This window comes from Mesorhizobium alhagi CCNWXJ12-2 (genome assembly GCF_000236565.1).
Classification (GTDB): Bacteria; Pseudomonadota; Alphaproteobacteria; order Rhizobiales; family Rhizobiaceae; genus Allomesorhizobium; species Allomesorhizobium alhagi.
Genome location: NZ_AHAM01000030.1, coordinates 26,291 through 47,578, shown reverse-complemented (window position 1 = coordinate 47,578; position 21,288 = coordinate 26,291). Strand labels below are relative to the sequence as shown.

The following is a 21,288-nucleotide window of genomic DNA, read 5'->3' as shown; positions in this document are numbered from 1 at the left end:
CACGGCGGAGCCCTTCACTCCTGGCAACCCTTCAATGCAAAAACATCCCACGGCACCTTCGAAAACCCATCCTCGCCAAAAGCCGCTGATCTCTCCAGCGAATGGCCGAGATCCGGAAAAATCAGTTTGGCGGGAGCATCGGCGCCCTCGGCCGGCAAAAGGTCGATATTGCCTTGGTCGTCGGACGTGTAGATGACGCCCTGCCAGACCGTGCAAATTGCAAGCTCGGCCCCGGTTACGTCGCCCTGCGGGCATTTGTACATCAGCATGCCGTTTGGCCGCGGCTCGACTGCCGTCCACATCACAATGCCGTCGAGCACCACGTCATCGAGAAGCATGCGGAATGTGTTGGTAACGACCGCCCGGTTAAGCGTAGGCGTAAAGTTGATCTCGGCGACCCCGTCGCGTTCGCCATAGACGGCCAGTTCCATCGGGCAGGCGGCGAACGCCGGCGCGGACGACGACGCCAAAATGCCAAGCGCAGCCATGGTCCGCGCAACCCAAGCTTCGCCTCCAGCTCTGAAGGTTTTTTTATTGAGCAGACGGGTCAAGACATCAGCCTGATCAGCATCAGCAGAATACCAACGATCGATGCGAACCAGGCTATCGTCCGGGCGACCGGAATGCCCATGGCGTAAAGCACGAGGTAAAGCACACGGGCGATCAGCCACAGCCAGGCTCCGGTTGCGCCGATGCCGCCCGCTTTTCCCGTGACCACCAGCGCCAGTGCCAGGGCGATGAAAGCCGGATAGGTTTCAAGCAGGTTCTGCAGCGCCCGGCCGAGCCGACCGGCGAGCACATTCCTCGATTCGAGTTTTTCATCGCGAGGGCCGAGCAGATATTTCGGCCCGAGGTCAGCCGTCGCGATCCCCTGAATGACGATCTGCAACAGCAGGAGCACGACGCTCCACGCAAGAACGGCAATTTCGGTCGATGCAGCAGCGGCTTCCATGGAAAATCTCCCCGGTCGCATGTTCCGGAAGCGAGATTGCTTCCGGAAGGCGCTATCACAAACTCACGGCTACAGGATCGGCGAAGTCGCGTCTAAAGATCCAGCACCAGCCGTTCCGGATCCTCCAGGCTCTCTTTGACCCGCACCAGGAAGGTCACCGCTTCCTTGCCGTCGACGATGCGATGGTCGTAGCTGAGCGCCAGATACATCATCGGCCGGATGACGATCTGGCCGCCGACCACGACCGGCCGCTCCTGGATCTTGTGCATGCCGAGAATGCCCGATTGCGGGGCGTTGAGGATCGGCGTCGACATCAGCGAGCCATAGACGCCGCCGTTCGAGATGGTGAAGGTGCCGCCTTGCATGTCGGCCACCGACAGCTTTCCGTCGCGCGCGGCGAGTCCCAGCCGGCCGATCTCCTTCTCGATCTCGGCGATGCTCATCTGGTCGGCGTCGCGCACCACCGGCACGACGAGGCCTTTTTCGGTGCCTACGGCCACGCCGATATGGGCGTAGTTCTTGTAGATTATGTCGGCGCCGTCGATCTCGGCGTTGACAGCGGGAATCTCCTTCAGAGCATGAACGATGGCCTTGGTGAAGAAGCCCATGAAGCCGAGCTTCACGCCGTGCTTCTTTTCAAAAACATCCTTGTATTTCGTGCGCATGTCCATGATCGCCTTCATGTCGACCTCGTTGAAGGTCGTCAGCATGGCGGCGGCGGACTGCGCTTCCTTGAGGCGGCGGGCGATGGTCTGGCGCAGCTTGGTCATGCGAACGCGCTCTTCACGCGCTTCGTCGCCGGCCGAAGATGGTGTGCGGGCAGCGGCCGGGGCGGCTGGTGCAGCTTGCGGGGCCGAAATCCCCTTGGCCAGCGCTTCGAGCACATCGCCCTTCAGCACCTGGCCGCGTTTGCCCGAACCCTCGATCTCGTCCGCGGCGATCTTGTTCTCGGACAAAAGCTTGGCCGCGGCCGGCGCCGGCGGTACCGCGCCCTTGCGCTCGGTGATCTGCTCCTGTCCGGCGAGCCTATCGGCTTTGGTGGCGGCCTCCCCGGTGGTCGAAGCCGCGGCGGGTCCCGAAGCCTGCGCTACCGGTTCTCCTTCCGACTTGGTCTTGCCGTTCGTCTCCGGTTTGGCCTCTTCCCTGGCTGCCGCGGGCTTCGCGCCGGCGCCTTCCGAGATCGTGCCGAGCAGCGCGCCGACGCCGACCGTCTCGCCGTCTTTCACCGCGATTTCAGCCAGCGTGCCGGCGGTGGGCGCGGGCACCTCGATCGTCACCTTGTCGGTTTCGAGTTCGACCAGCGGCTCGTCGACTGCGATTGCGTCGCCTGCCTTTTTAAACCATTTGCCGATGGTCGCCTCGGTGACGGATTCGCCGAGCGTGGGAACGCGGATTTCGGTAGCCATTTTATGCCTGTCCGTTTCTGAATGTCTTGGTTGCCATGGTCGTCCGAAACTACTTCGCTACTCGCCGAGCGCGTCGTCGAGGAATGCCTGCAGCTGCGCCAGATGCTTCGACATCATGCCGGTCGCCGGCGACGCCGCAGCCGGCCGTCCCGTGTAGCGCACGCGCTGATGCTTGGCATCGATATGCGCAAGCACCCACTCCAGATAGGGATCGATGAACGACCACGCACCCATGTTCTTGGGCTCTTCCTGGCACCAGGTCATTTCCGCATTGCGGAAGCGCGACAGCTCGTTGATCAGCGCCTTGGCCGGGAAGGGATAGAGCTGCTCGACCCGCAAAAGGTAGATGTCATTGATGCCGCGCTTCTCGCGCTCCTCGTAAAGATCGTAATAAACCTTGCCGGAGCAGAGCACGACGCGGCGGATCTTCGAATCCTTGACCAGCTTGATCGGCTGGTCGGGCAGAAGCTGCGCGTCGTCCCACAGCAACCGGTGGAAGGCGCTTTCGCCCGACATCTCGGCCAGCGTCGACACTGCGCGCTTGTGGCGAAGCAGCGATTTCGGCGTCATCAGGATAAGCGGCTTGCGGAAGTCTCGCTTCAATTGCCGGCGCAGAATGTGGAAATAGTTTGCCGGCGTAGTGCAGTAGGCGACCTGCATATTGTCTTCGGCGCAGAGCTGCAGGAAGCGCTCCAGGCGCGCCGACGAATGTTCAGGTCCCTGGCCTTCATAGCCGTGCGGAAGCAGGCAGACGAGCCCCGACATGCGCAGCCACTTGCGCTCGCCCGACGAGATGAACTGGTCGAACACCACCTGCGCGCCATTGGCGAAGTCGCCGAACTGCGCTTCCCAGAGTGTCAGCGCCTTCGGATCGGCCAGCGAATAGCCGTATTCGAAGCCGAGCACCGCCTCTTCCGAAAGCATCGAATTGACGACTTCGTATTTCGCCTGCGCCGCGCTCAGATTGTTGAGCGGGATGTAACGGCTCTCGTCCCTCTGGTCGTAGAGCACCGAATGGCGCTGGGAGAAGGTGCCGCGCTCCGAATCCTGTCCTGAAAGACGGACTGGGTTGCCGTCGAGCAGTATGGAGCCAAAAGCCAGCGCCTCCGCGGTCGACCAGTCGATGCCTTCGCCCGAATCGATCATCTTGCGCCGCGTCTCGAGGAAGCGGCTGATCGTCCGGTGCGCCTCGAAGCCCTCGGGGACTTCGGTCAGCTTCTTGCCGATTTCCTTGAGCGTCTTGAGCGGCATGGCGGTCTTGCCACGCCGCTGTTCGTCCTGATTGTCGGCGGTTCGGAGACCCGACCAGGCGCCGTCCAGCCAATCGGCCTTGTTGGGCTTGTAGGACTGCCCAACCTCCCACTCGCTTTCGAGATGGGCGCGCCAGTCGGCCTTCATCTTCTCGAACTCGTCTTGGGTCAGATGCCCTTCGGCGATGAGCTTGTCGGCGTAGATCTGCACCGTTGTCTTGTGCGAGCGGATGGCTCGATACATGACCGGCTGCGTGAATGCGGGCTCGTCGCCCTCATTGTGGCCGAAGCGCCGGTAGCAGAACATGTCGATGACGACCGGCTTGTGGAATTTCATCCGGAATTCGATCGCCACCTTGGCCGCGTAGACCACTGCCTCCGGATCATCGCCGTTGACGTGAAAGATCGGCGCCTCGATCATCTTGGCCACGTCCGACGGATAGGGCGAGGAGCGCGAGAAGCGCGGATTGGTCGTGAAACCGATCTGGTTGTTGATGATGAAATGCAGCGTGCCCGCGACGCGATGGCCGCGCAGCCCCGAAAGCCCGAGGATTTCCGCGATCACGCCCTGGCCGGCGAAAGCGGCGTCGCCGTGCAGCAGCAGCGGCAGCACCTTGGCGCGATCTTCCAGCGGGATGATCTCGTCCCGGCCGCGACCGTAGAGCAGATCCTGCTTTGCGCGCGCCTTCCCCATGACGACGGGGTCGACGATCTCCAGATGCGAGGGATTCGCGGTCAGCGACAGGTGCACCTTGTTGCCGTCGAACTCACGGTCGGACGACGCCCCAAGGTGATACTTCACGTCACCCGAGCCCTCGACATCGTCGGGGGCGTAGGAGCCGCCCTTGAACTCGTGGAAAATCGCACGGTGCGGCTTGGCCATCACTTGCGAAAGCACATTGAGACGGCCGCGATGCGCCATGCCCAGCACGATGTCCTGCATGCCGAGCGAGCCGCCGCGCTTGACGATCTGCTCCAGCGCCGGGATCAGCGATTCGCCTCCGTCGAGGCCAAAACGCTTGGTGCCCTTGTATTTGACGTCGATGAACTGCTCGAAGCCTTCCGCCTCGACCAGCTTCTGCAGGATGGCCTTCTTGCCCGCCGGGGTGAAGGCAATACCCTTGTCCGGACCTTCGATGCGCTCCTGAACCCATGCTTTCTCTTCGGGATCAGACATGTGCATGAACTCGACGCCGAGCGTCGAGCAGTAGGTCCGCTTCAATATGTCGAGCATCTCGCGGATGGTCGCGTATTCGAGCCCCAGAACGCGGTCGATGAAGATCCTGCGGTCGTAGTCCGCTTCCGTGAAGCCGTAGGCTTCCGGCGACAATTCGTTGTAATCCTCCATCGGCTTGGCAATGCCGAGCGGATCGAGATTGGCGTGCAGATGGCCACGCATGCGGTAGGCGCGGATCATCATGATGGCGCGGACGGAATCGCGCGTCGCCTGCAGCACGTCGGCATCGGAAAGCACCACACCGCCGGCCGCCGCCTTGTCCTTGACCTTCTTTTCAAGATGTTTCTCGACCAGGCCCCAATCGCCGTCGAGCGCCGAAACCAGTTCGCCATTAGCCTGCAGCGGCCAGCTCGGCCGCGCCCATGACGCGCCTCTGGCGTTCTTTTTCACATCGCCGGCGTCATCCTTCAGCGCGCCGAAGAAATCGCGCCATTCGGTGTCCACCGAAGACGGATCGTCCTCATAAGCGGCGTGCAACTGCTCGATGTAGTCGGCATTGCCGCCATAGAGGAACGAAGTGAGGGAAAACTGGTCGTTGGCCTGATCTTGTCGTGCCATGTGCTTTTCGGAGTTTTTTGCTCCGTCTCCTTTGTCAGAGCGAATAGCGAATAGTGAGTAGCGAATAGAGATTCCCGCATTTGCGCCTATTCATTGCTTCTTCCCTATTCGCTGTTCGCTACTCCCTATTCGCTCAGCCCTTGATCGCCTCGACCAGCGTCGTGCCGAGCCGGGCCGGCGACGGCGATACGCGGATACCCGCCGCCTCCATCGCCGCGATCTTGTCCTCGGCGCCGCCCTTGCCGCCGGAAATCACCGCGCCGGCATGGCCCATGGTGCGTCCCGCCGGCGCCGTGCGGCCGGCGATGAACCCCGCCATCGGCTTCCTGCGGCCGCGCTTGGCTTCGTCGATGATGAATTGCGCCGCATCCTCCTCGGCCGAACCGCCGATTTCGCCGATCATGATGATCGATTTCGTCTCGTCATCGGCCAGGAACATCTCCAGCATGTCGATGAACTCGGTTCCCTTGACCGGATCGCCGCCGATGCCGACAGCGGTCGACTGGCCGAGCCCGGCATTGGTCGTCTGGAACACCGCCTCATATGTAAGCGTCCCGGAGCGCGACACAACGCCGACCGAGCCCTTGCGGAAGATGTTGCCGGGCATGATGCCGATCTTGCATTCGTCGGGCGTCACGATGCCCGGGCAGTTCGGGCCGATCAGCCGCGAACCCGAACGATCGAGCCGCGCCTTGACCTTGACCATGTCCATCACCGGGATGCCTTCCGTGATGCAGACGATCAGCGGAATCTCGGCCTCGATCGCCTCGATGATTGCCGCCGCCGCACCCGCCGGCGGCACATAGACCACGGACGCATTTGCTCCGGTCTTTTCCTTGCCTTCGGCGACCGTCGCAAAGATCGGCAGAGGAACGCTGCCGTCCCACTTTTCGCCGCCCTTCTTCGGGTGGATGCCGCCGACCATCTTTGTGCCGTGATAGGCCAGCGCCTGCTCGGTATGGAACGAACCGGTCTTGCCGGTCAGGCCCTGCACCAAGATCTTGGTGTTCTTGTCGATGAGAATGGACATGAAGGCTCCTAAAGCCGCTTGAGGTCTGCGACCGTGAGATCACTCTTGGCGTTGCCGGTGTTGAGCGTGGTCGCCGGTTCGAACATCAGCACGATTGGCTCCTTGGTCAGAGAGCGCGGCCGATGTTCGATGCCACGAGGCACGACGATGAAATCGCCTTCGCCGAGTTCGACAGGGCCGTCGCGAAAATCGACGGCGATTTTTCCGCGCAGGACGAGGAAGGCCTCGTCTTCCTGCTCATGCGCATGCCAGTCGAACACTTCGCCAAACTTGGCGACCTTGGCTTGAGAGTCGTTGATGTCGCCGGCGATATGCGGGTCCCACACATTGGCGATGGTCCGATCCGCCACGGCGACGAGATTTATCTTTCGCGGAGGCATTTGATCAGCCCTTTACCGCCGCGACGATCTTCTTGGCCGCATCGTCGAGATCGTCGGCGGAAATGACGTTCAGCCCGCTCTCGTTGATGATCCTCTTGCCGAGTTCGACATTGGTGCCCTCCAGGCGCACGACCAGCGGAACCTTCAGCCCGACTTCCTTGACCGCAGCGATCACGCCCTCGGCGATCACGTCGCATTTCATGATGCCGCCGAAGATGTTGACCAGAATGCCTTCGACCGCCGGGTCGGCGGTGATGATCTTGAACGCCGCGGTGACCTTTTCCTTGGACGCGCCGCCGCCGACGTCGAGGAAATTGGCGGGCTCGGCGCCGTAGAGCTTGATGATGTCCATAGTCGCCATGGCCAGCCCGGCGCCGTTCACCATGCAGCCGATATTGCCGTCGAGCGCGACATAGGCGAGATCGTGCTTCGAAGCCTCGATCTCCTTCTCGTCCTCTTCGGTCGTATCCCGCAGTTCCATGATGTCGGGGTGACGGAAGAGTGCGTTGTTGTCGAACGACACTTTGGCGTCGAGCACGCGCAGCCGGCCGTCCTTCATGACGATCAGCGGATTGACCTCCAGAAGGCTCATGTCCTTCTCGACAAACGCCTTGTAGAGCAGCGGGAACAGCGTTTCGCCGTCCTTTGCCGCATCGCCGTCGAGTTTCAGCGCCTCGTTCAGCGCTTGCAGATCATCGGCGGTGACGCCCTTTTCCGGGTCGACCGCGACGGTGACGATCTTCTCCGGCGTGTCGTGCGCGACTGCCTCGATATCCATGCCGCCTTCGGTCGACACGACGAAGGCGATGCGGCCGACCGAACGGTCGACCAGGATCGACAGATAAAGCTCGCGGTCGATGTCGGCGCCGTCCTCGATGTAGAGGCGGTTGACCTGCTTGCCTGCCGGGCCGGTCTGCTTGGTGACGAGCGTGTTGCCGAGCATCTCCTTGACGTTGGCGACGACCTCTTCGACCGACTTAGCCAGCCTGACGCCGCCCTTGGCGTCGGGGCCAAGTTCCTTGAACTTGCCCTTGCCGCGGCCGCCGGCATGGATCTGGCTCTTCACCACATAGAGCGGTCCGGGCAGTTTCTTCGCCGCCGCCTCGGCCTCGCCTGCATTCATGATCGCCACGCCCTCGGCGACCGGCGCGCCAAAGCTCTTCAGCAGTTGCTTGCCCTGGTATTCGTGGATGTTCATCGCGAAGGCCTCACTTCTTGCCGAGGTTGGGGGCGATGCCGACGCAGGCCTCGCAAAGGGCCGCGACCGAGGCCACGGACTTGTCGAACATCTTCTGCTCGGCGCTGTTCAGGTCGATCTCGATGACGCGTTCGACGCCGCCGGCGCCGATAACCGTCGGCACGCCGACATACATGTCCTTCACGCCGTACTGGCCGGAAAGATAGGCCGCGCAGGGCAGAACGCGCTTCTTGTCGCGAAGATATGCCTCGGCCATCTGGATGCCGGAAGCCGCCGGCGCGTAGTAGGCCGAGCCGGTCTTCAGCAGGCCGACGATCTCGGCGCCGCCGTCGCGGGTGCGCTGCACGATCTTTTCGAGCTTCTCCTTGGAGGTCCAGCCCATCTTGACCAGATCCGGCAACGGGATGCCGGCGACGGTCGAGTAGCGGGTTAGCGGCACCATCGTGTCGCCATGGCCGCCTAGCACGAACGCCGTGACGTCCTCGACCGAAACCTTGAACTCTTCGGCCAGGAAATAGCGGAAGCGCGCCGAATCCAGCACGCCGGCCATGCCGACGACATGGCTCTTGGGCAGGCCGGAGAATTTCTGCAGCGCCCAGACCATGGCATCGAGCGGGTTGGTGATGCAGATGACGAAGGCTTTCGGCGCATATTTCCTGATGCCCGCGCCAACCTGCTCCATCACTTTGAGGTTGATGCCGAGAAGGTCGTCGCGGCTCATGCCGGGTTTGCGCGGCACGCCCGCAGTGACGATGCAGACATCGGCGCCCTCGATGCCGGAATAGTCGTTCACGCCCGTGACCCGCGCATCGAAACCCTCGACCGGAGAGGACTGGGCGATGTCGAGGCCCTTGCCCTGCGGAATGCCTTCGGCGATGTCGAACATCACCACGTCGCCGAGTTCCTTCAGCCCGATCATATGGGCGAGGGTGCCGCCGATCATGCCGGAACCGATGAGCGCTATCTTGTTGCGTGCCATGTGTGGAGATTTTCCCTGTGTCTGTGACAGGCGCGCGGCGGCGCCGAAGGAGAAGGTTAGGCCAGAGCGAGGAGGATATGCTGCCAAGAATTTCGACGCCGGGCATAGCGTTATGACCAGCATTTTTCAACCGATTATTTCTGCACCATAGATTTCAATCGGTTAGACGAAAGCGGAGTTACGTAAACGTCAAAATTTTTCTGTCTCGGCGGAGGTGACTGCCTTCGCCGGCGGCGTTTTCTCCGCCTGCCGCGCCGCCCAGCCATCCAGCCAGTCGCGGCTTTGCATCTCGATCAGCCGCGAGGCTGTGCGGTCGAACTCGAACGCTTCCGTGCCGCGCCGGCCGCCATAGAGATCCTGCGGCGGCGCCGCCGCACTGACCACCAGCCGGACGTGATGATCGTAGAGCGTGTCTATGAGAAGAATAAGACGCTTCGCTTCGTTGCGCTTGCCCTCGGCGAGCACCGGCACATGATCGATGAAGATGATCGAAAAGCGTCCTGCGATCTCCAGATAGTCGCGCGCACCAAGCGGATTTTCGCATAGATCGGCAAACGAAAAGCGCGCCGCATCGCCCGCCGAGAGCGGCACGACAACCTGCCGGCCTTTTACCGTCAGCGTGGTCGCGCCAACCGGTTGACCATGGGTCACGAGTTCCCATTCCTCGTCCATCAGGCGATCCGCCTCGGGCCCGAGCGGCGTGATGTAGACCGGCATTCGGTTCAGCTTTTCCAGCCGGTAGTCGGTCGGGGAATCGAGGGCGAGCACGTCGGCGTGACGCTTCAGCAAGCCGATGAAGGGTTCGAACAGCCCGCGGTTCAGCCCGTCGCGATAAAGATCATCGGGCGCCACGTTGGAGGTGGCGACGAGCACGACGCCTTGCGAAAACAGCGCTGAAAACAGCCGCGACAGGATCATGGCGTCGGCGATATCGGTGACGGAAAACTCGTCGAAGCAAAGCACCCACGCCTCCTCGGCAAGCTGCCGCGCGACGGGCGGAATGGGATCGTCTTCCCTGGCCTCGCCATTCTTGCGCGCAAGGCGATGCTTCTGGATTCGGTCGTGCGCATCGGCCATGAAGTCGTTGAAATGGACGCGCCGCTTGCGCCGCGCCGGCAGGAGCTCGAAGAACATGTCCATCAGCATGGTCTTGCCGCGACCGACGCCGCCATGGATGTAGAGGCCTTTTACCGGCGCCTGAGTTTCCCGCCTCTTGGCGAACAGCCAGCCGAGCGCGCTCGACTTCTGAGCCAGCCGCTTGGAGCAGATCTCGTCGGTCAGCCGGTCGAGCGCGGCGACCACTTTTTCCTGCGCCGGATCTCGCTCTATCGCTCCGGTTTCGACGGAATGCGCATAGCGCTGCGCGACCGTGGCATGCGTCTGGATGCCGTCGCGCAGGTGCATGGCGTGTGCCGTGAATGACGACTAGCGGCTGAGCGAGATCGGCACGCCGGTTTCGGTCTGACCGTCGAATTTCTCCGGGCCGGAGGCGTAGAGGCGGGCAAGGGTGCCGCCACTTTCATCATAGAGCGTCAGCTGTTTGCCTGCGACATTCCACGACTTCACGCCGTCGATCGGAGCCGGGCAGCGCAGCGGCCCGGCGCGAAAGCCTTGGCCGAACTTGGTCTGCGGCGTTGCAACCTTGCAGCTTTGGCCCGAAACCGAGGCGTTCCAGACGCCTGCGACGCTGCCGGCGGTGAGATCAGGCGCGTTGGCGGCGGCTTCCGGCGGCAACGCCGCGACCTGCTCGCCCGCGCCGGGGGCAGCGGGAAACTGCGACGTAGCTGTACCTGGAGTTGCCGGAGGCGGCAGCGCTCCCGAGGTCACTGTGCCGGCGGGAGCGGCCTCCAGCGGAGCCGGCCGTGTGTCGAGCGACGACATGCGCGAACTCTGGCACCCGCTCGCCGCGAGAGCCATCAGCGATATGGCCACAAGGCCGGTTCTCGAAAATGCCATTAAAACCTCCGCCGGACGCAGTGCGCGCTGTCCGATCATTTTCCTGCCCCACCACAAAAACGGCGATGGTGGCCAAATTTCAACCGCATATGGTTAAAATGCGGTTTGCGGCAAAAAATGTTGCAGAAATGTCCCAGTATGTTGCGTGGCGGCCATGCGTCGCCCAGCCTTCAGCCGCCGATCGCCTGGCTCGGCACGAAGATATAGCCTTCCGGCCCAACGATATGGCATTCGCGCAATCCATGCGGCTTGTCGACCGAGCCGGCCAGAACGATGTGGCCCTCGTCGCGCGCTCGTGCCTCGATTCGGTCCGGGTCCGCGCCGTAAATTCGTATTTCGATGCCCGCGCCGCGTGTCTCCGCACCAGCGATCACCCCGCTCATCGGATTGTCGGAGTAGGAATGATCGGCATGCAGCATGAAGACCGAGCCGAGAATCTCGATCACGCCGAAATCCTCGTCGGCGTAGACGGTTCTAGCGCCGAGAACATTGCGGCAGAAAGTTTCCATTGGTGCGATCTCTGAAACCAGCAGATTGAGCCCGATGCCGCGCGGCAGCGAGCGCCCGAAATCATCGGCCTTCATCCAGGGTGTTCTGGTGCGCTTCATGGCCATGTATCGTCCCCCGTTCCGCCGCAGCCTGGATATGGCAGCCACCCAGTGCTCCTGACCTGACGGGAACCACATCTTCCGGGCCGGCGTTCAGCACTTTGGGATCAATCACAGGCTTTTGCAAAAATGATCAAATGGATTCTCATTCTTCTGGTGATCGCCGCGGTCGCCAGCCTGCTCGGATTCGGTCGCTTGGCAGGTGCGGCGGCAACCGCCGCGCAGATACTTATCGGCGTCGTGCTCATTCTCTTTCTGCTGGTCATCTTCGGCGTGATAGCGATCGCCTGAGCAATTGCGCCGCGCTGCCTGGCGCACTGGTAATTTCCGGCTGGTTCCGCCATATAGGCGCCAACAGAACGAGACTTTGATCGATGGCACGCGAGGCGCCCTTTGCCAAGATGAACGGGCTCGGCAACGAAATCATCGTTGCCGACATGCGCGGACGCGCGGACCGCGTCTCGCCGGCTGCTGCGATCGCACTCAACGCCGACCCTGCGACGAAATTCGATCAGATCATGGCGATCCACGACCCGCGGACGCCGGGCACCGCCAACTACATCGAGATCATCAATTCGGACGGCACGATGGCGCAGGCCTGCGGCAACGGCATGCGCTGCGTGGTGCAGGCGCTGGCTGCAGAGAGCGGGCAGAAGCTTTTCACCTTCGAGACCATCGCCGGCATATTGAACGCGGAAGAACATGCCGACGGAATGATCTCGGTCGACATGGGCGTGCCGCGTTTCGATTGGCAGGAGATCCCGCTGGCCGAGGAATTCGGCGATACGAGCAGGATCGAACTGCAGATCGGCCCTATCGACGCTCCGGTCCTGCATTCTCCCTCGGTCGTCTCGATGGGCAATCCGCATGCCATCTTCTGGGTCGACCGCGACGTTTGGGAATACGATCTCGACCGTTTCGGTCCGCTGCTCGAAAACCATCCGATCTTCCCCGAGCGCGCCAACATCTCCATCGCGCTGGTCACAGCTTCCGATGCGCTGACGCTGCGCACCTGGGAGCGCGGCGCCGGACTGACCAAGGCCTGCGGCTCCGCCGGCCGCCCCCGCCGCAGTCAGCGCGGCGCGCCCCGGCCGCACAGGCAGGAACGTCACGGTCACCGTGCCTGGTGGGCCGCTTGCGATCGAATGGCGCGCCGACGACCATGTCGTCATGACCGGACCGGCCGAGTGGGAGTTTTCCGGCGCTTTCGACCCGGAAACCGGCGCATGGACGCGCGACCGCCAGGACGTCGCCTGATGGCGGTGGAAGTGGTCACATTCGGCTGCCGGCTGAACACCTATGAATCCGAGGTGATGCGCCGCGAGGCGAACGCTGCCGGCCTTGGTGAACTGAAGGACGGCGCGGTGATCTTCAACACCTGCGCCGTCACCGCCGAGGCGGTGCGCCAGGCCAAGCAGTCGATCCGCAAGGCGCGGCGCGAAAATCCGCAGGCCCGCATCATCGTGACCGGCTGTGCCGCCCAGACCGATCCGGCGGCTTTCACCGCCATGGGCGAGGTCGACCTCGTGCTCGGCAATGAAGAGAAGCTCAAGGCGCACAATTACCGTGCACTGCCGGATTTCGGCGTCAACGACACCGAAAAGGCCCGCGTCAACGACATCATGTCGGTGACGGAGACGGCAGGGCACATGGTCGATGCGATCGAGGGCCGGGCCCGCGCCTTCGTGCAGGTGCAGAACGGCTGCGACCATCGCTGCACCTTCTGCATCATCCCATACGGCCGAGGCAATTCGCGCTCGGTGCCGATGGGCGCAGTTGTCGAGCAGGTGAAGCGTCTCGTCGGCAACGGCTATGCCGAAGTGGTGCTGACCGGCGTCGACATGACCAGTTTTGGCGCCGACCTGCCCGGCGCGCCGAAGCTCGGCCGGCTGGTCAAAACGATCCTGCGTCAGGTACCGGATCTCCCGCGTTTACGCCTGTCCTCGATCGATTCGATCGAGGCCGACGACGATTTGCTCGAAGCCATCGCCACCGAAAACCGGCTGATGCCGCATCTGCATTTGTCGTTGCAGTCGGGCGACGACATGATCCTGAAGCGCATGAAGCGCCGTCATCTTCGCGACGATTCGATCCGCTTTTGCGAAGATGTGCGGCGGCTTCGCCCGGACATCGTGTTCGGGGCCGACATCATCGCCGGCTTCCCAACCGAAACCGAGGAGATGTTCAAAAATTCCGAGAAGATCGTGGAGGAGTGCGGCCTGACGCATCTTCACGTCTTCCCGTTTTCGCCGCGCGAGGGAACGCCGGCCGCACGCATGCCGCAGGTCGATGGCGGAGCCGTCAAGCGCCGCGCCGCGCGCCTGCGCGCTGCCGGCGAGGCAGCCTACCGGCGACATCTCGACAGGCTGGCGGGTTCACGCCAGTCGATCCTGATCGAGCGCGGCGGGCTTGGCCGCACGGAAGGCTTCACGCTGGCGGCAATCGAATGCGGCACGCCGGGAGAGATCGTCGACGCGACAATCACCGGCCATGACGGCGCGCGCCTGATCGCCTCGCCGCTTGCCCGGCAAGCCGCATAGACGGACGGACGCATGGCATTCGGCTTCATCAAGAAAGTTTTTTCCTTCGGCAAGAAGGAGGTCGTGGAGGAGCGACCGGCCGAAGACGCGCCCTTGCCGCCGATCGACTGGAAATCGCTCGAGAGCTTAAAGGAAGGACAGGAGAGCGCATCTTCTGCCCTGCCTGACGAACCGGTTCCGACTCCTCCGGAAAAGCCTGCCCCCCAGCCGACTCCGGAAGAGCCTGCTCATCCGCCAACGCCGGAAAGACCTACGCCGGCTCCGACCCCTGAAGAGCCTACTCCGCCGGCGAAGCCGGAGGAACCTGCGCCGCAGCCGACGCCCGCCGAGCCGGAACCGGCCCCGACGCCTGTCCCTCCGCCGGCGCCTCAGCCGCCTGCGCCGCAGCCGGTTGAGCCAGAGCCCGCGCCTGTGGAGATTCCGCCGCCGGCCGAACCAGTGCACGAGCCGCAGCCGTCGGTTCCGCCGGAAATCCCCGTGCAGCCCCCGGAAACCCCGGGCACTCCGCCGCCCGAAGTGCCCGAGCAGCCCACGCCCGTCGAAATTCCGGTCCCTTCGCAGCCCACGGAATTGCCGCCGGCCGAAAGCCTGCCGCCTATTCGTCAGCCGTCGCCTGTCGAAACCGAGCCGGTACTGGCCGAGATCGCGCCCGAGTTGGAGGCCACGCCCAAGCCCGCCGCCGGCAAGGTCGTGGTGACGAGAAAGGTCGAGCAGAAGGCCGAGCCTTTGGCGGCCCAGCCCGTGGCGAAGCTGAGCTGGTTCCAGCGTCTCAAATCCGGCCTGTCGCGCTCGTCGCGGGAGCTCGGCGACAACATCTCCGGCGTCTTCACCAAGAGCCGACTGACCGAGGATATCGTCGAGGATCTCGAGGAGGTGCTGATCCGCGCCGACCTCGGCATGGAGACGGCGATCCGCATCACCGACACGTTGTCTTCCGGGCGCTACGGCCGCCAGACGACCGAAGCCGATGTGCGGCAGGTCATGGCGCAGGAGGTCGAAAAGGTTCTGGGGCCTGTGGCGATGCCGCTCGAGCTCGACCTGTCACACAAGCCGCATGTCATCCTGGTCGTCGGCGTCAACGGCACGGGAAAGACTACCACCATCGGCAAGCTGGCGGCCAAGCTCACCGCCGGCGGCCTATCAGTGATGCTTGCGGCCGGCGACACGTTCCGCGCCGCGGCGATCGAGCAGCTGAAAATCTGGGGCGAACGCACCAACTCGCCGGTAGTCGCGTCAAAGCTGGGAGCCGATGCAGCCGGGCTCGCCTGGGACGCCTATGAGAAGGCCAAGGCGTCTGGCTCCGACGTGCTGATCATCGACACCGCCGGCCGGCTGCAGAACAGGACCGAGCTGATGGCCGAGCTCGAAAAGATTGTTCGCGTGCTCGGCAAGCACGATGCGGAAGCGCCGCACACGGTGTTGCAGACGGTCGATGCCACGACCGGCCAGAACGCGCTCAATCAGGTCGAGATCTTCCGCAACGTCGCTGGCGTCAACGGGCTGGTGATGACAAAGCTGGACGGCACGGCGCGCGGAGGCATACTTGTCGCCATCGCGGCAAAGCACAAACTGCCGGTCTATTTCATTGGCGTCGGCGAACAGGTCGACGACCTCGAACCATTTTCCGCAGGCGATTTCGCCAAGGCGATCGCCGGAGTAGCGTAGGCATGGCGCGAAAGTTGCAGACTTTTCGCAAAAAACCATGCTTGAGAAGGACATCATGAACCAACCCATCCTCGAACGCGACCCGTCGGACCCGAAGAAGAAGGAGATCAATCCACTCCTCAAGCTGGCGTTGGAGCTAGGCCCGCTGATGGTGTTCTTCTTCGCCAATGCACGCGGCGAATGGCTGGTCGCGAACTATCCCGCACTGGGCAATTTCGGCGGACCGATCTTCCTGGCCACCGGCCTGTTCATGATCGCCACCGCGGTTGCGCTCACTGCCTCATGGCTGCTCACCCGGACGCTGCCGATGATGCCGCTGGTTTCAGGCGTGGTCGTGTTCGTGTTCGGCGCGCTGACGCTCTATCTGCAGGACGACATCTTCATCAAGATGAAGCCGACCATCGTCAATTCGCTGTTCGGGCTGACGCTGCTCGGTGGCCTCTGGTTCGGCAAGTCGCTGCTCGGCTATGTGTTCGACAGCGCCTTCAGGCTCGATGCCGAAGGCTGGCGCAAGCTCACCTTCCGTTGGGGCGTGTTCTTCCTGTTCCTGGCCCTTGTCAATGAGATCGTCTGGCGCTCTTTTTCGACCGACGCCTGGGTGGCGTTCAAGGTCTGGGGCATCATGCCGATCACGCTGATCTTTACCATCAGCCAGATGCCGCTGATCATGCGCCACTCGCTGGACGAGCGGGTCAAGCGATAGCTTTTACGGGGAGCGGGAGCATGCAATTCATCAAGAGCCGTGAGGAACTGCGCACGCTCTACAAAAGCCCCGGCGACGGCGCCGTGCGCAAGGAACTGCCGCGGCTCGACGGGCATTGCCGGAGCTTCATCGCCAAAAGCCCGTTCGTGCTGATCGGCTCATCGGACGGCAACGGCAATGCCGACGTGACGCCGAAGGGCGACCGGCCGGGCTTCGTCGCCATTCTCGATGACAACACCATCGCCATTCCCGATCGCCCCGGCAACAACCGCCTCGACACGCTGGAGAACATCGTCGTCAATCCGGCAGTCGGCCTGCTGTTCCTCATCCCCGGCATGAATGAGACTCTGCGCATCAACGGCCATGCCCGCATCACCGCCGACGTAACCTTGCGCGAAAGGCTGGCCGTGGACGGCAAGCTGCCGATCAGTGTGACGATCGTTTCGGTGAAAGCCGCCTACATGCACTGCGCCAAAGCCTTCATGCGCTCCGAACTGTGGAAGCCGGAAAGCTGGCTCGATCGCGCGACCCTGCCCACGCTCGGCGAAATCCTGCGAGACCAGCTGGCGCTCGCTCAATCGGCCGAGGCCACTGACCAATGGCTGGACGAGGGCTACCAAAAGACCATGTGGTGACCACGCCGCGATCCTTTTCGTAAGCTCAGCGACCGGCGCATAGCACGACACCAAGCCATGCACCCAGCGCAATGCTGCATTGCAGCACGCCATGTTGCAATGCACACAAATCATGGCAATCTATTGGAGTATCGGGAGGAACAACCAAGGTCGCTGAACGCGACCCATCAGTGGGGCCCTCACCATGATCTTTTCAAGCATTGTTGCCCGTACCAAAGACCGCATCGCCAAGCGCAGCCGGTATACCCGCCTCGTGGCGGAGATCGAAAGCCTCTCGTCCCGCGACCTCGCCGACATCAACGGCAATCGCAGCGAAATGCTTCGGCATGCTTACCTGGAAGTGTACGGCTGACAGTTCTACCCGAGCCACTCAATCCAGCGGCCATGATAATCGCATCTGGCGAGACGCCGTGTCTCGCCACCCGGCCACAGCGTCAGGCTCAGCGTCGCATATTTGTCGGTGGTCGACAGCGGCTCCATCCGGAGCCACGCGAGCGGCGCATCCGCAGGGGCAGAAGCACCAGCGATCTGCAGCTCGGCTGCGATCGACGCCTTCGTATCTTCGGGCAAGTACTGCCACATGATCGAATGGAACAGCACGTATGCGGCTGCGCCTTGCCGTGACGCCAGGCTCCGCCGCACGAAGGCTGCGGCATCGGCCTTTATCAGCTTGAACGGCTGGATAGCGGCGAGGCTCAGCGCCGCATCGAGCCGTTGAAGCCGCATCGCCTGGTCCGCCCAGATATAGGATCTCAGCCTCAGCCGGTCCTCGGCGGTCGCTACAACGACCGGAGCGATGTCCGAACCGGCGCGCTCCAAGATTTCAAGCTTGGCATGGACGGGCACAGGATTTCCCCGGACTTCCGGCGCGAGGCGCACCGGCGAAGCCGCATCGCCCCATTCCGCGTCGCCGTACCGGTAGTGGAACCTGTCGAACAACAGGTTAAGCCCGGCGCTCGATCCGATCTCATGCAGCGCCAGCGGCAACGCCGTCTCCCCCGCGATTTCCAGAAAACCGGGCAGCAGCATCGCCGAACGGGCAATCTCGTTCGTCTGCGGCGCGCTCTCGATCGATGCGCTCAATTCGAGATCGTGCCGGGCGATTGCGTTCTGCAGAGCAGTGCGAACGTCTGATTCGGTGGCCTCCTGCGGCGGATAGACCGCGGCAAGCTCGGCATCCCTGCCCGCCAGCACCAGAGCGTGAAGCGCGCCGCAAAAGCGCAGCGCCAGCGCGTCCTCGCGGGTATTGCCGGCCCAGTGCAGAACCTTTCGCCCGGTCCGTGTCGTCTCATTGAGGCATTCCGCAAGCGCTCGACACAGCCGCGCGGTGAAGGGGGAGCCAAGCGTTTCGCAGGACGCTGCCTGGTGGACGAAATGCTGGCGGATGATGTTCGGATCGGGAGGAGAAGGATGGATGTCGCTCATGCCGGCGATGTTAATGCGCCGCCGCCGCTATTGCGAGGCGGCGAGCGCCTTCTCGATTTCCGGGAGAAGAACGCGTTGGGTCGCATCCACGGTCAGCGGCCCCACATGCTTGAACAGGATCTTGCCGTCGCGGCCGACAAGGAAGGTTTCCGGCACGCCGTAGACGCCCCAGTCGATCGCGGTGCGGCCCACTGGATCGACGCCGATAGCCGTGAACGGATTGCCGAGATCGCCCAGAAAGCGGCGGGCGTTTTCCGGCTGGTCCTTGTAGTTCAGCCCGGCAATTTCGAAGCGCTTGTCCTGGGCCAGCGCCATCAGCACAGGATGCTCCTCCCGGCACGGGGCGCACCAGGACCCCCAGACATTGACCAGCGTGACCTTGCCGGAAAATTTCGTCGAGTCGAGCCCGGGAAGCAACATGCCTTCCAGCGGCGGTAGATTTGTCTCAGGCGCCGGCTCTCCGAGCAGCGCCGAAGGCACGGTGGAAATGTCGCGCCCCGAGAGAAGCTGCATCAGGAAAATGCCGGCAAGCGCGAGGAAGATGGCCAACGGCAGGAACACGAACAGCTTGCTGACCGGGCGCTTTTCCGGCTGAATTTCCGTCGTCATTCGGAACTCCCGCCGCGGTCGGAGCGGCGTCTTGCGCCACTCGCCTCAAGCTCGGCCAGTTCGCGCCGCCTGGCGCGCTGGTCGAGAAAGATCCACGCCACCAGGCCGGCGATGGCCAGCGCCGAAACGGCATAGGCGGCCGTGACATAAAGCGCATGCGCCGTCATGGCCGGGACTCCGTGGCCGCACAGGTTCCGCGTGTGGTTGGTGTCTTCATGATCCGTTTACATAGCCGCGCGGTCTCGGCTCCGCAATTGAACACCCGTGCGGCGGATTTACGGTCGAGCCGAGATCAATGGCTCTGGCCAAGCCTTAGTTTTCGCTACTGGGCGTCTCGACAAGCAATCCGGACATCTTCTCGACGTAGAGAAAGCCGCATTGCGCCGAAAGGATTACCGCTCCATCGCAGTGGATGTGAATACGGTCGACATTGTCCCACATTCGAAGCGAACTAACCCCGATCCGCCCAAAATGCTGGATGTTGCAGACGCTCAGATCAAGAAAGCCCAGCTTAAGGAACACACGGTTAAACAGGCCCCATTTCGGCGGCGGATTATAGGGCAATACGGTAAGGATTAGTGACAGGGAAAGCCTCGGACCGCTCCTGTCGAGGTTCAATTCTGTAACCGCAACGTCGCCCAAGTTTGGGTAATGCCCATAGGTACTAAGCAAGAACGTCGGATTCTCAATTCTCCTGGGCCACATTCAGTCTGCCCCCCATCGCAGCGCCAGCGCCGCCGCGACTGGCCCGAGCACGGCGAGAAACAGGGTGAGTGCGCAGAGGATGAGAAAGGGCGGCAGGAACGGGTCGGGCTCGGCCACGGCGCCATAGCTGGCCGAGACACCGAAGATCAGCACCGGTATCGTCAGCGGCAGTACCAGCACCGAGATCAGCAGGCCGCCGCGCGGCAATGCCACCGCCACGGCCGCACCCGCCGCGCCGATGAAGGTGATCGCCGGAGTGCCGACCAGAAGCGTCAGCGCGGCTGCGCCTATGCCTGTCGGCGGCATGTTCATGAAAAGTCCGAGAAGCGGGGCGGCAACGACCAGCGGCAGGACGCTCGCCGTCCAGTGCGCCAGGCATTTGACGAAGACCGTCAGCGCGGCCATGTGCCGGTCGCCCGACATGACGAGCAGGTCGAGCGAGCCGTCGTCGCGATCGGCCTGGAACAGCCGGTCGAGGCCGAGAAGGCTGGCGAGCAGCGCACCGATCCAAAGGATCGCCGGGCCGATGCGGGCCAGCAGGTTGAGATCCGGGCCGACGCCGAAGGGAATGGTGGCGATCACCGCCAGGAAGAAGATGACGCCGGTCAGCGCCCCGCCGCCGGCTCGGACGCCGAGTTTCAGGTCCCGGATGTAAAGGGCTAGCATGAGCCGCTCCGGAGAGGGATCGGGCCAGGAGGAATCACGACAGTTCCATCGCTAAAGTCTGCGCCCCTTCCAGCCCGAGCGGCTGGTGCGTTGCGGCCACGATGATCCCGCCATCGTCGAGATGCGCCTTCATCAAGGCTGCGAACTGGTGTTCGGAGGCCTGGTCGAGCCCGGCGGTCGGCTCGTCGAGCAGCCAGACGGGACGGTAGCTGACGAGCAGCCGGGCGATGGATGCGCGACGCCGCTGGCCTGTCGACAGATAGCCGAAGGGCAGATGGCCGATGTCGCCGAGCCCGACGATCTCCAGCGCTTCGCTGCATTCCAGATGCGGCTCTCCCAGAAATTCCCGCCAGAAGCCGAGATTCTCGGACACGGTCAGCGCGGTTTTCATCGCGTTTTCATGGCCGAGATAGTGGCTCGCCGCCGAGACGGTAGGAAAGCCCTCGCCGCCGCCCTCGACCCCTATCGCCCCGGAGGAAGGCGGCAGCAAACCCGCCAAAATACGAAGCAGAGTCGATTTCCCGGCACCGTTCGGGCCGGTAACGATCAAGCTCTCGCCGGCTTCGAGTGCAAACCCGACGCCGGAGAAGACCTGCTCGCCGCCGCGCTCGCCGCTCAGATTGTCGGCGATCAACCGCATCTGCCCCCCGTCTCCGATTGTTCGCCGCGCGTGCGTCGCAGCAATTTTGCCTAAGGTCGGTCTAGAACTATTCTAGGAAATTCTCTATACGCCGGACAACCGGGCCAGCGGTCGGCCCGGAAACCGAATTTGCGCCGAACCAACGA

At 63.0% G+C, this 21,288-nt stretch carries 23 protein-coding genes and 1 pseudogene; 7 read left to right on the top strand and 17 right to left on the bottom strand.

Going from position 1 to position 21,288, the window contains the following annotated elements; all coding sequences use genetic code 11:
- Nucleotides 1–14: 14 nt before the first annotated feature.
- From MAXJ12_RS04230 to MAXJ12_RS04180, 11 genes are all read right to left on the bottom strand, one after another.
- Entirely contained in the window at nucleotides 15–488 is a 474-nt protein-coding gene (locus MAXJ12_RS04230; RefSeq protein WP_008834532.1) for a hypothetical protein, read from the bottom strand.
- A gap of 59 nt (nucleotides 489–547) precedes the next feature.
- Complete coding sequence (locus MAXJ12_RS04225; RefSeq protein ID WP_008834531.1) at nucleotides 548–952, bottom strand: MAPEG family protein; 405 nt, start codon at nucleotides 950–952, stop codon at nucleotides 548–550.
- A gap of 92 nt (nucleotides 953–1,044) precedes the next feature.
- A complete protein-coding gene (gene odhB / locus MAXJ12_RS04220; RefSeq protein WP_008834530.1) occupies nucleotides 1,045–2,358 on the bottom strand; it encodes a 2-oxoglutarate dehydrogenase complex dihydrolipoyllysine-residue succinyltransferase in 1,314 nt (437 codons plus the stop codon).
- Between the two features lie 57 nt (nucleotides 2,359–2,415).
- On the bottom strand, nucleotides 2,416–5,403 hold the full coding sequence (locus tag MAXJ12_RS04215) for a 2-oxoglutarate dehydrogenase E1 component (protein ID WP_008834529.1): 2,988 nt from the start codon (nucleotides 5,401–5,403) through the stop codon (nucleotides 2,416–2,418).
- Between the two features lie 133 nt (nucleotides 5,404–5,536).
- Nucleotides 5,537–6,433: a succinate--CoA ligase subunit alpha gene (gene sucD, locus MAXJ12_RS04210; protein WP_008834528.1), complete on the bottom strand. Its 897-nt coding sequence runs from the start codon at nucleotides 6,431–6,433 to the stop codon at nucleotides 5,537–5,539.
- Between the two features lie 8 nt (nucleotides 6,434–6,441).
- Nucleotides 6,442–6,813: a cupin domain-containing protein gene (locus MAXJ12_RS04205; protein WP_008834527.1), complete on the bottom strand. Its 372-nt coding sequence runs from the start codon at nucleotides 6,811–6,813 to the stop codon at nucleotides 6,442–6,444.
- Nucleotides 6,814–6,817: 4 nt separating this feature from the next.
- Nucleotides 6,818–8,011, bottom strand: a complete 1,194-nt coding sequence (sucC, locus tag MAXJ12_RS04200; protein ID WP_008834526.1) for an ADP-forming succinate--CoA ligase subunit beta — start codon at nucleotides 8,009–8,011, stop codon at nucleotides 6,818–6,820.
- A 10-nt stretch (nucleotides 8,012–8,021) separates the two neighbouring features.
- Complete coding sequence (gene mdh / locus MAXJ12_RS04195; RefSeq protein WP_008834525.1) at nucleotides 8,022–8,990, bottom strand: malate dehydrogenase; 969 nt, start codon at nucleotides 8,988–8,990, stop codon at nucleotides 8,022–8,024.
- Between the two features lie 189 nt (nucleotides 8,991–9,179).
- Nucleotides 9,180–10,394 (bottom strand): cell division protein ZapE, encoded by a 1,215-nt coding sequence (gene zapE, locus MAXJ12_RS04190; protein WP_008834524.1) that lies wholly within the window; start codon nucleotides 10,392–10,394, stop codon nucleotides 9,180–9,182.
- A gap of 21 nt (nucleotides 10,395–10,415) precedes the next feature.
- On the bottom strand, nucleotides 10,416–10,946 hold the full coding sequence (locus MAXJ12_RS04185; protein WP_008834523.1) for an AprI/Inh family metalloprotease inhibitor: 531 nt from the start codon (nucleotides 10,944–10,946) through the stop codon (nucleotides 10,416–10,418).
- A 170-nt stretch (nucleotides 10,947–11,116) separates the two neighbouring features.
- Nucleotides 11,117–11,554: a VOC family protein gene (locus MAXJ12_RS04180; RefSeq protein ID WP_040584826.1), complete on the bottom strand. Its 438-nt coding sequence runs from the start codon at nucleotides 11,552–11,554 to the stop codon at nucleotides 11,117–11,119.
- Nucleotides 11,555–11,683: 129 nt separating this feature from the next.
- On the opposite strand from MAXJ12_RS04180, the gene MAXJ12_RS34965 reads away from it, so the two are divergent.
- The 7 genes and pseudogenes from MAXJ12_RS34965 to MAXJ12_RS38145 all read left to right on the top strand — a co-directional run bounded on the left by MAXJ12_RS34965 (nucleotide 11,684) and on the right by MAXJ12_RS38145 (nucleotide 17,449).
- On the top strand, nucleotides 11,684–11,845 hold the full coding sequence (locus MAXJ12_RS34965) for a DUF1328 family protein (protein WP_008834521.1): 162 nt from the start codon (nucleotides 11,684–11,686) through the stop codon (nucleotides 11,843–11,845).
- A gap of 83 nt (nucleotides 11,846–11,928) precedes the next feature.
- Nucleotides 11,929–12,811 (top strand): annotated as a pseudogene (gene dapF, locus MAXJ12_RS34960) (diaminopimelate epimerase).
- Nucleotides 12,811–14,094: a tRNA (N(6)-L-threonylcarbamoyladenosine(37)-C(2))-methylthiotransferase MtaB gene (gene mtaB, locus MAXJ12_RS04170; protein ID WP_008834519.1), complete on the top strand. Its 1,284-nt coding sequence runs from the start codon at nucleotides 12,811–12,813 to the stop codon at nucleotides 14,092–14,094. Before dapF ends, mtaB begins: the two are co-directional and overlap by 1 nt.
- A 12-nt stretch (nucleotides 14,095–14,106) precedes the next feature.
- Nucleotides 14,107–15,759 (top strand): signal recognition particle-docking protein FtsY, encoded by a 1,653-nt coding sequence (gene ftsY, locus MAXJ12_RS04165; protein ID WP_008834518.1) that lies wholly within the window; start codon nucleotides 14,107–14,109, stop codon nucleotides 15,757–15,759.
- Nucleotides 15,760–15,814: 55 nt separating this feature from the next.
- Nucleotides 15,815–16,462, top strand: a complete 648-nt coding sequence (locus MAXJ12_RS04160; RefSeq protein ID WP_040584824.1) for a septation protein A — start codon at nucleotides 15,815–15,817, stop codon at nucleotides 16,460–16,462.
- A gap of 20 nt (nucleotides 16,463–16,482) precedes the next feature.
- Nucleotides 16,483–17,097: a pyridoxamine 5'-phosphate oxidase family protein gene (locus MAXJ12_RS04155; protein WP_008834516.1), complete on the top strand. Its 615-nt coding sequence runs from the start codon at nucleotides 16,483–16,485 to the stop codon at nucleotides 17,095–17,097.
- Between the two features lie 184 nt (nucleotides 17,098–17,281).
- The gene (locus tag MAXJ12_RS38145; RefSeq protein WP_008834515.1) at nucleotides 17,282–17,449 is read left to right on the top strand and encodes a hypothetical protein; all 168 of its coding nucleotides are present in this window, start codon (nucleotides 17,282–17,284) and stop codon (nucleotides 17,447–17,449) included.
- 5 nt (nucleotides 17,450–17,454) lie between these two features.
- Here MAXJ12_RS38145 and MAXJ12_RS04150 read toward each other — a convergent pair whose 3' ends face one another.
- The 6 genes from MAXJ12_RS04150 to ccmA form a co-directional block, all read right to left on the bottom strand.
- Entirely contained in the window at nucleotides 17,455–18,522 is a 1,068-nt protein-coding gene (locus tag MAXJ12_RS04150; RefSeq protein ID WP_008834514.1) for a DUF2332 domain-containing protein, read from the bottom strand.
- A 27-nt stretch (nucleotides 18,523–18,549) separates the two neighbouring features.
- Nucleotides 18,550–19,131 carry a DsbE family thiol:disulfide interchange protein gene (locus MAXJ12_RS04145; RefSeq protein WP_008834513.1) on the bottom strand — a complete coding sequence of 194 codons (582 nt, stop codon included), beginning with the start codon at nucleotides 19,129–19,131 and terminating at the stop codon, nucleotides 18,550–18,552.
- Nucleotides 19,128–19,298, bottom strand: a complete 171-nt coding sequence (ccmD, locus tag MAXJ12_RS04140) for a heme exporter protein CcmD (RefSeq protein WP_008834512.1) — start codon at nucleotides 19,296–19,298, stop codon at nucleotides 19,128–19,130. The genes MAXJ12_RS04145 and ccmD overlap by 4 nt, the downstream gene beginning before the upstream one ends.
- A 145-nt stretch (nucleotides 19,299–19,443) precedes the next feature.
- Nucleotides 19,444–19,836, bottom strand: a complete 393-nt coding sequence (locus MAXJ12_RS39955) for an Imm50 family immunity protein (protein WP_008834511.1) — start codon at nucleotides 19,834–19,836, stop codon at nucleotides 19,444–19,446.
- Entirely contained in the window at nucleotides 19,837–20,502 is a 666-nt protein-coding gene (gene ccmB / locus MAXJ12_RS04130) for a heme exporter protein CcmB (RefSeq protein ID WP_008834510.1), read from the bottom strand.
- A gap of 34 nt (nucleotides 20,503–20,536) precedes the next feature.
- On the bottom strand, nucleotides 20,537–21,142 hold the full coding sequence (ccmA, locus tag MAXJ12_RS04125; RefSeq protein WP_008834509.1) for a heme ABC exporter ATP-binding protein CcmA: 606 nt from the start codon (nucleotides 21,140–21,142) through the stop codon (nucleotides 20,537–20,539).
- Between the last annotated feature and the right edge of the window lie 146 nt (nucleotides 21,143–21,288).

What these genes read in the sequence shown, in the direction of transcription:
- MAXJ12_RS04150 (WP_008834514.1), bottom strand. Translation starts at nt 18,522, where the DNA reads ATGAGCGACATCCATCCTTCTCCTCCCGATCCGAACATCATCCGCCAG.
- mtaB (WP_008834519.1), top strand. Translation starts at nt 12,811, where the DNA reads ATGGCGGTGGAAGTGGTCACATTCGGCTGCCGGCTGAACACCTATGAA.
- MAXJ12_RS04205 (WP_008834527.1), bottom strand. Translation starts at nt 6,813, where the DNA reads ATGCCTCCGCGAAAGATAAATCTCGTCGCCGTGGCGGATCGGACCATC.
- mdh (WP_008834525.1), bottom strand. Translation starts at nt 8,990, where the DNA reads ATGGCACGCAACAAGATAGCGCTCATCGGTTCCGGCATGATCGGCGGC.
- MAXJ12_RS04225 (WP_008834531.1), bottom strand. Translation starts at nt 952, where the DNA reads ATGGAAGCCGCTGCTGCATCGACCGAAATTGCCGTTCTTGCGTGGAGC.
- MAXJ12_RS38145 (WP_008834515.1), top strand. Translation starts at nt 17,282, where the DNA reads ATGATCTTTTCAAGCATTGTTGCCCGTACCAAAGACCGCATCGCCAAG.
- ccmD (WP_008834512.1), bottom strand. Translation starts at nt 19,298, where the DNA reads ATGACGGCGCATGCGCTTTATGTCACGGCCGCCTATGCCGTTTCGGCG.
- MAXJ12_RS04230 (WP_008834532.1), bottom strand. Translation starts at nt 488, where the DNA reads ATGGCTGCGCTTGGCATTTTGGCGTCGTCGTCCGCGCCGGCGTTCGCC.
- MAXJ12_RS04155 (WP_008834516.1), top strand. Translation starts at nt 16,483, where the DNA reads ATGCAATTCATCAAGAGCCGTGAGGAACTGCGCACGCTCTACAAAAGC.
- zapE (WP_008834524.1), bottom strand. Translation starts at nt 10,394, where the DNA reads ATGCACCTGCGCGACGGCATCCAGACGCATGCCACGGTCGCGCAGCGC.
- MAXJ12_RS39955 (WP_008834511.1), bottom strand. Translation starts at nt 19,836, where the DNA reads ATGTGGCCCAGGAGAATTGAGAATCCGACGTTCTTGCTTAGTACCTAT.
- MAXJ12_RS04215 (WP_008834529.1), bottom strand. Translation starts at nt 5,403, where the DNA reads ATGGCACGACAAGATCAGGCCAACGACCAGTTTTCCCTCACTTCGTTC.
- sucC (WP_008834526.1), bottom strand. Translation starts at nt 8,011, where the DNA reads ATGAACATCCACGAATACCAGGGCAAGCAACTGCTGAAGAGCTTTGGC.
- ftsY (WP_008834518.1), top strand. Translation starts at nt 14,107, where the DNA reads ATGGCATTCGGCTTCATCAAGAAAGTTTTTTCCTTCGGCAAGAAGGAG.
- MAXJ12_RS04145 (WP_008834513.1), bottom strand. Translation starts at nt 19,131, where the DNA reads ATGACGACGGAAATTCAGCCGGAAAAGCGCCCGGTCAGCAAGCTGTTC.
- MAXJ12_RS34965 (WP_008834521.1), top strand. Translation starts at nt 11,684, where the DNA reads ATGATCAAATGGATTCTCATTCTTCTGGTGATCGCCGCGGTCGCCAGC.
- ccmA (WP_008834509.1), bottom strand. Translation starts at nt 21,142, where the DNA reads ATGCGGTTGATCGCCGACAATCTGAGCGGCGAGCGCGGCGGCGAGCAG.
- odhB (WP_008834530.1), bottom strand. Translation starts at nt 2,358, where the DNA reads ATGGCTACCGAAATCCGCGTTCCCACGCTCGGCGAATCCGTCACCGAG.
- MAXJ12_RS04185 (WP_008834523.1), bottom strand. Translation starts at nt 10,946, where the DNA reads ATGGCATTTTCGAGAACCGGCCTTGTGGCCATATCGCTGATGGCTCTC.
- sucD (WP_008834528.1), bottom strand. Translation starts at nt 6,433, where the DNA reads ATGTCCATTCTCATCGACAAGAACACCAAGATCTTGGTGCAGGGCCTG.
- MAXJ12_RS04160 (WP_040584824.1), top strand. Translation starts at nt 15,815, where the DNA reads ATGAACCAACCCATCCTCGAACGCGACCCGTCGGACCCGAAGAAGAAG.
- ccmB (WP_008834510.1), bottom strand. Translation starts at nt 20,502, where the DNA reads ATGCTAGCCCTTTACATCCGGGACCTGAAACTCGGCGTCCGAGCCGGC.
- MAXJ12_RS04180 (WP_040584826.1), bottom strand. Translation starts at nt 11,554, where the DNA reads ATGAAGCGCACCAGAACACCCTGGATGAAGGCCGATGATTTCGGGCGC.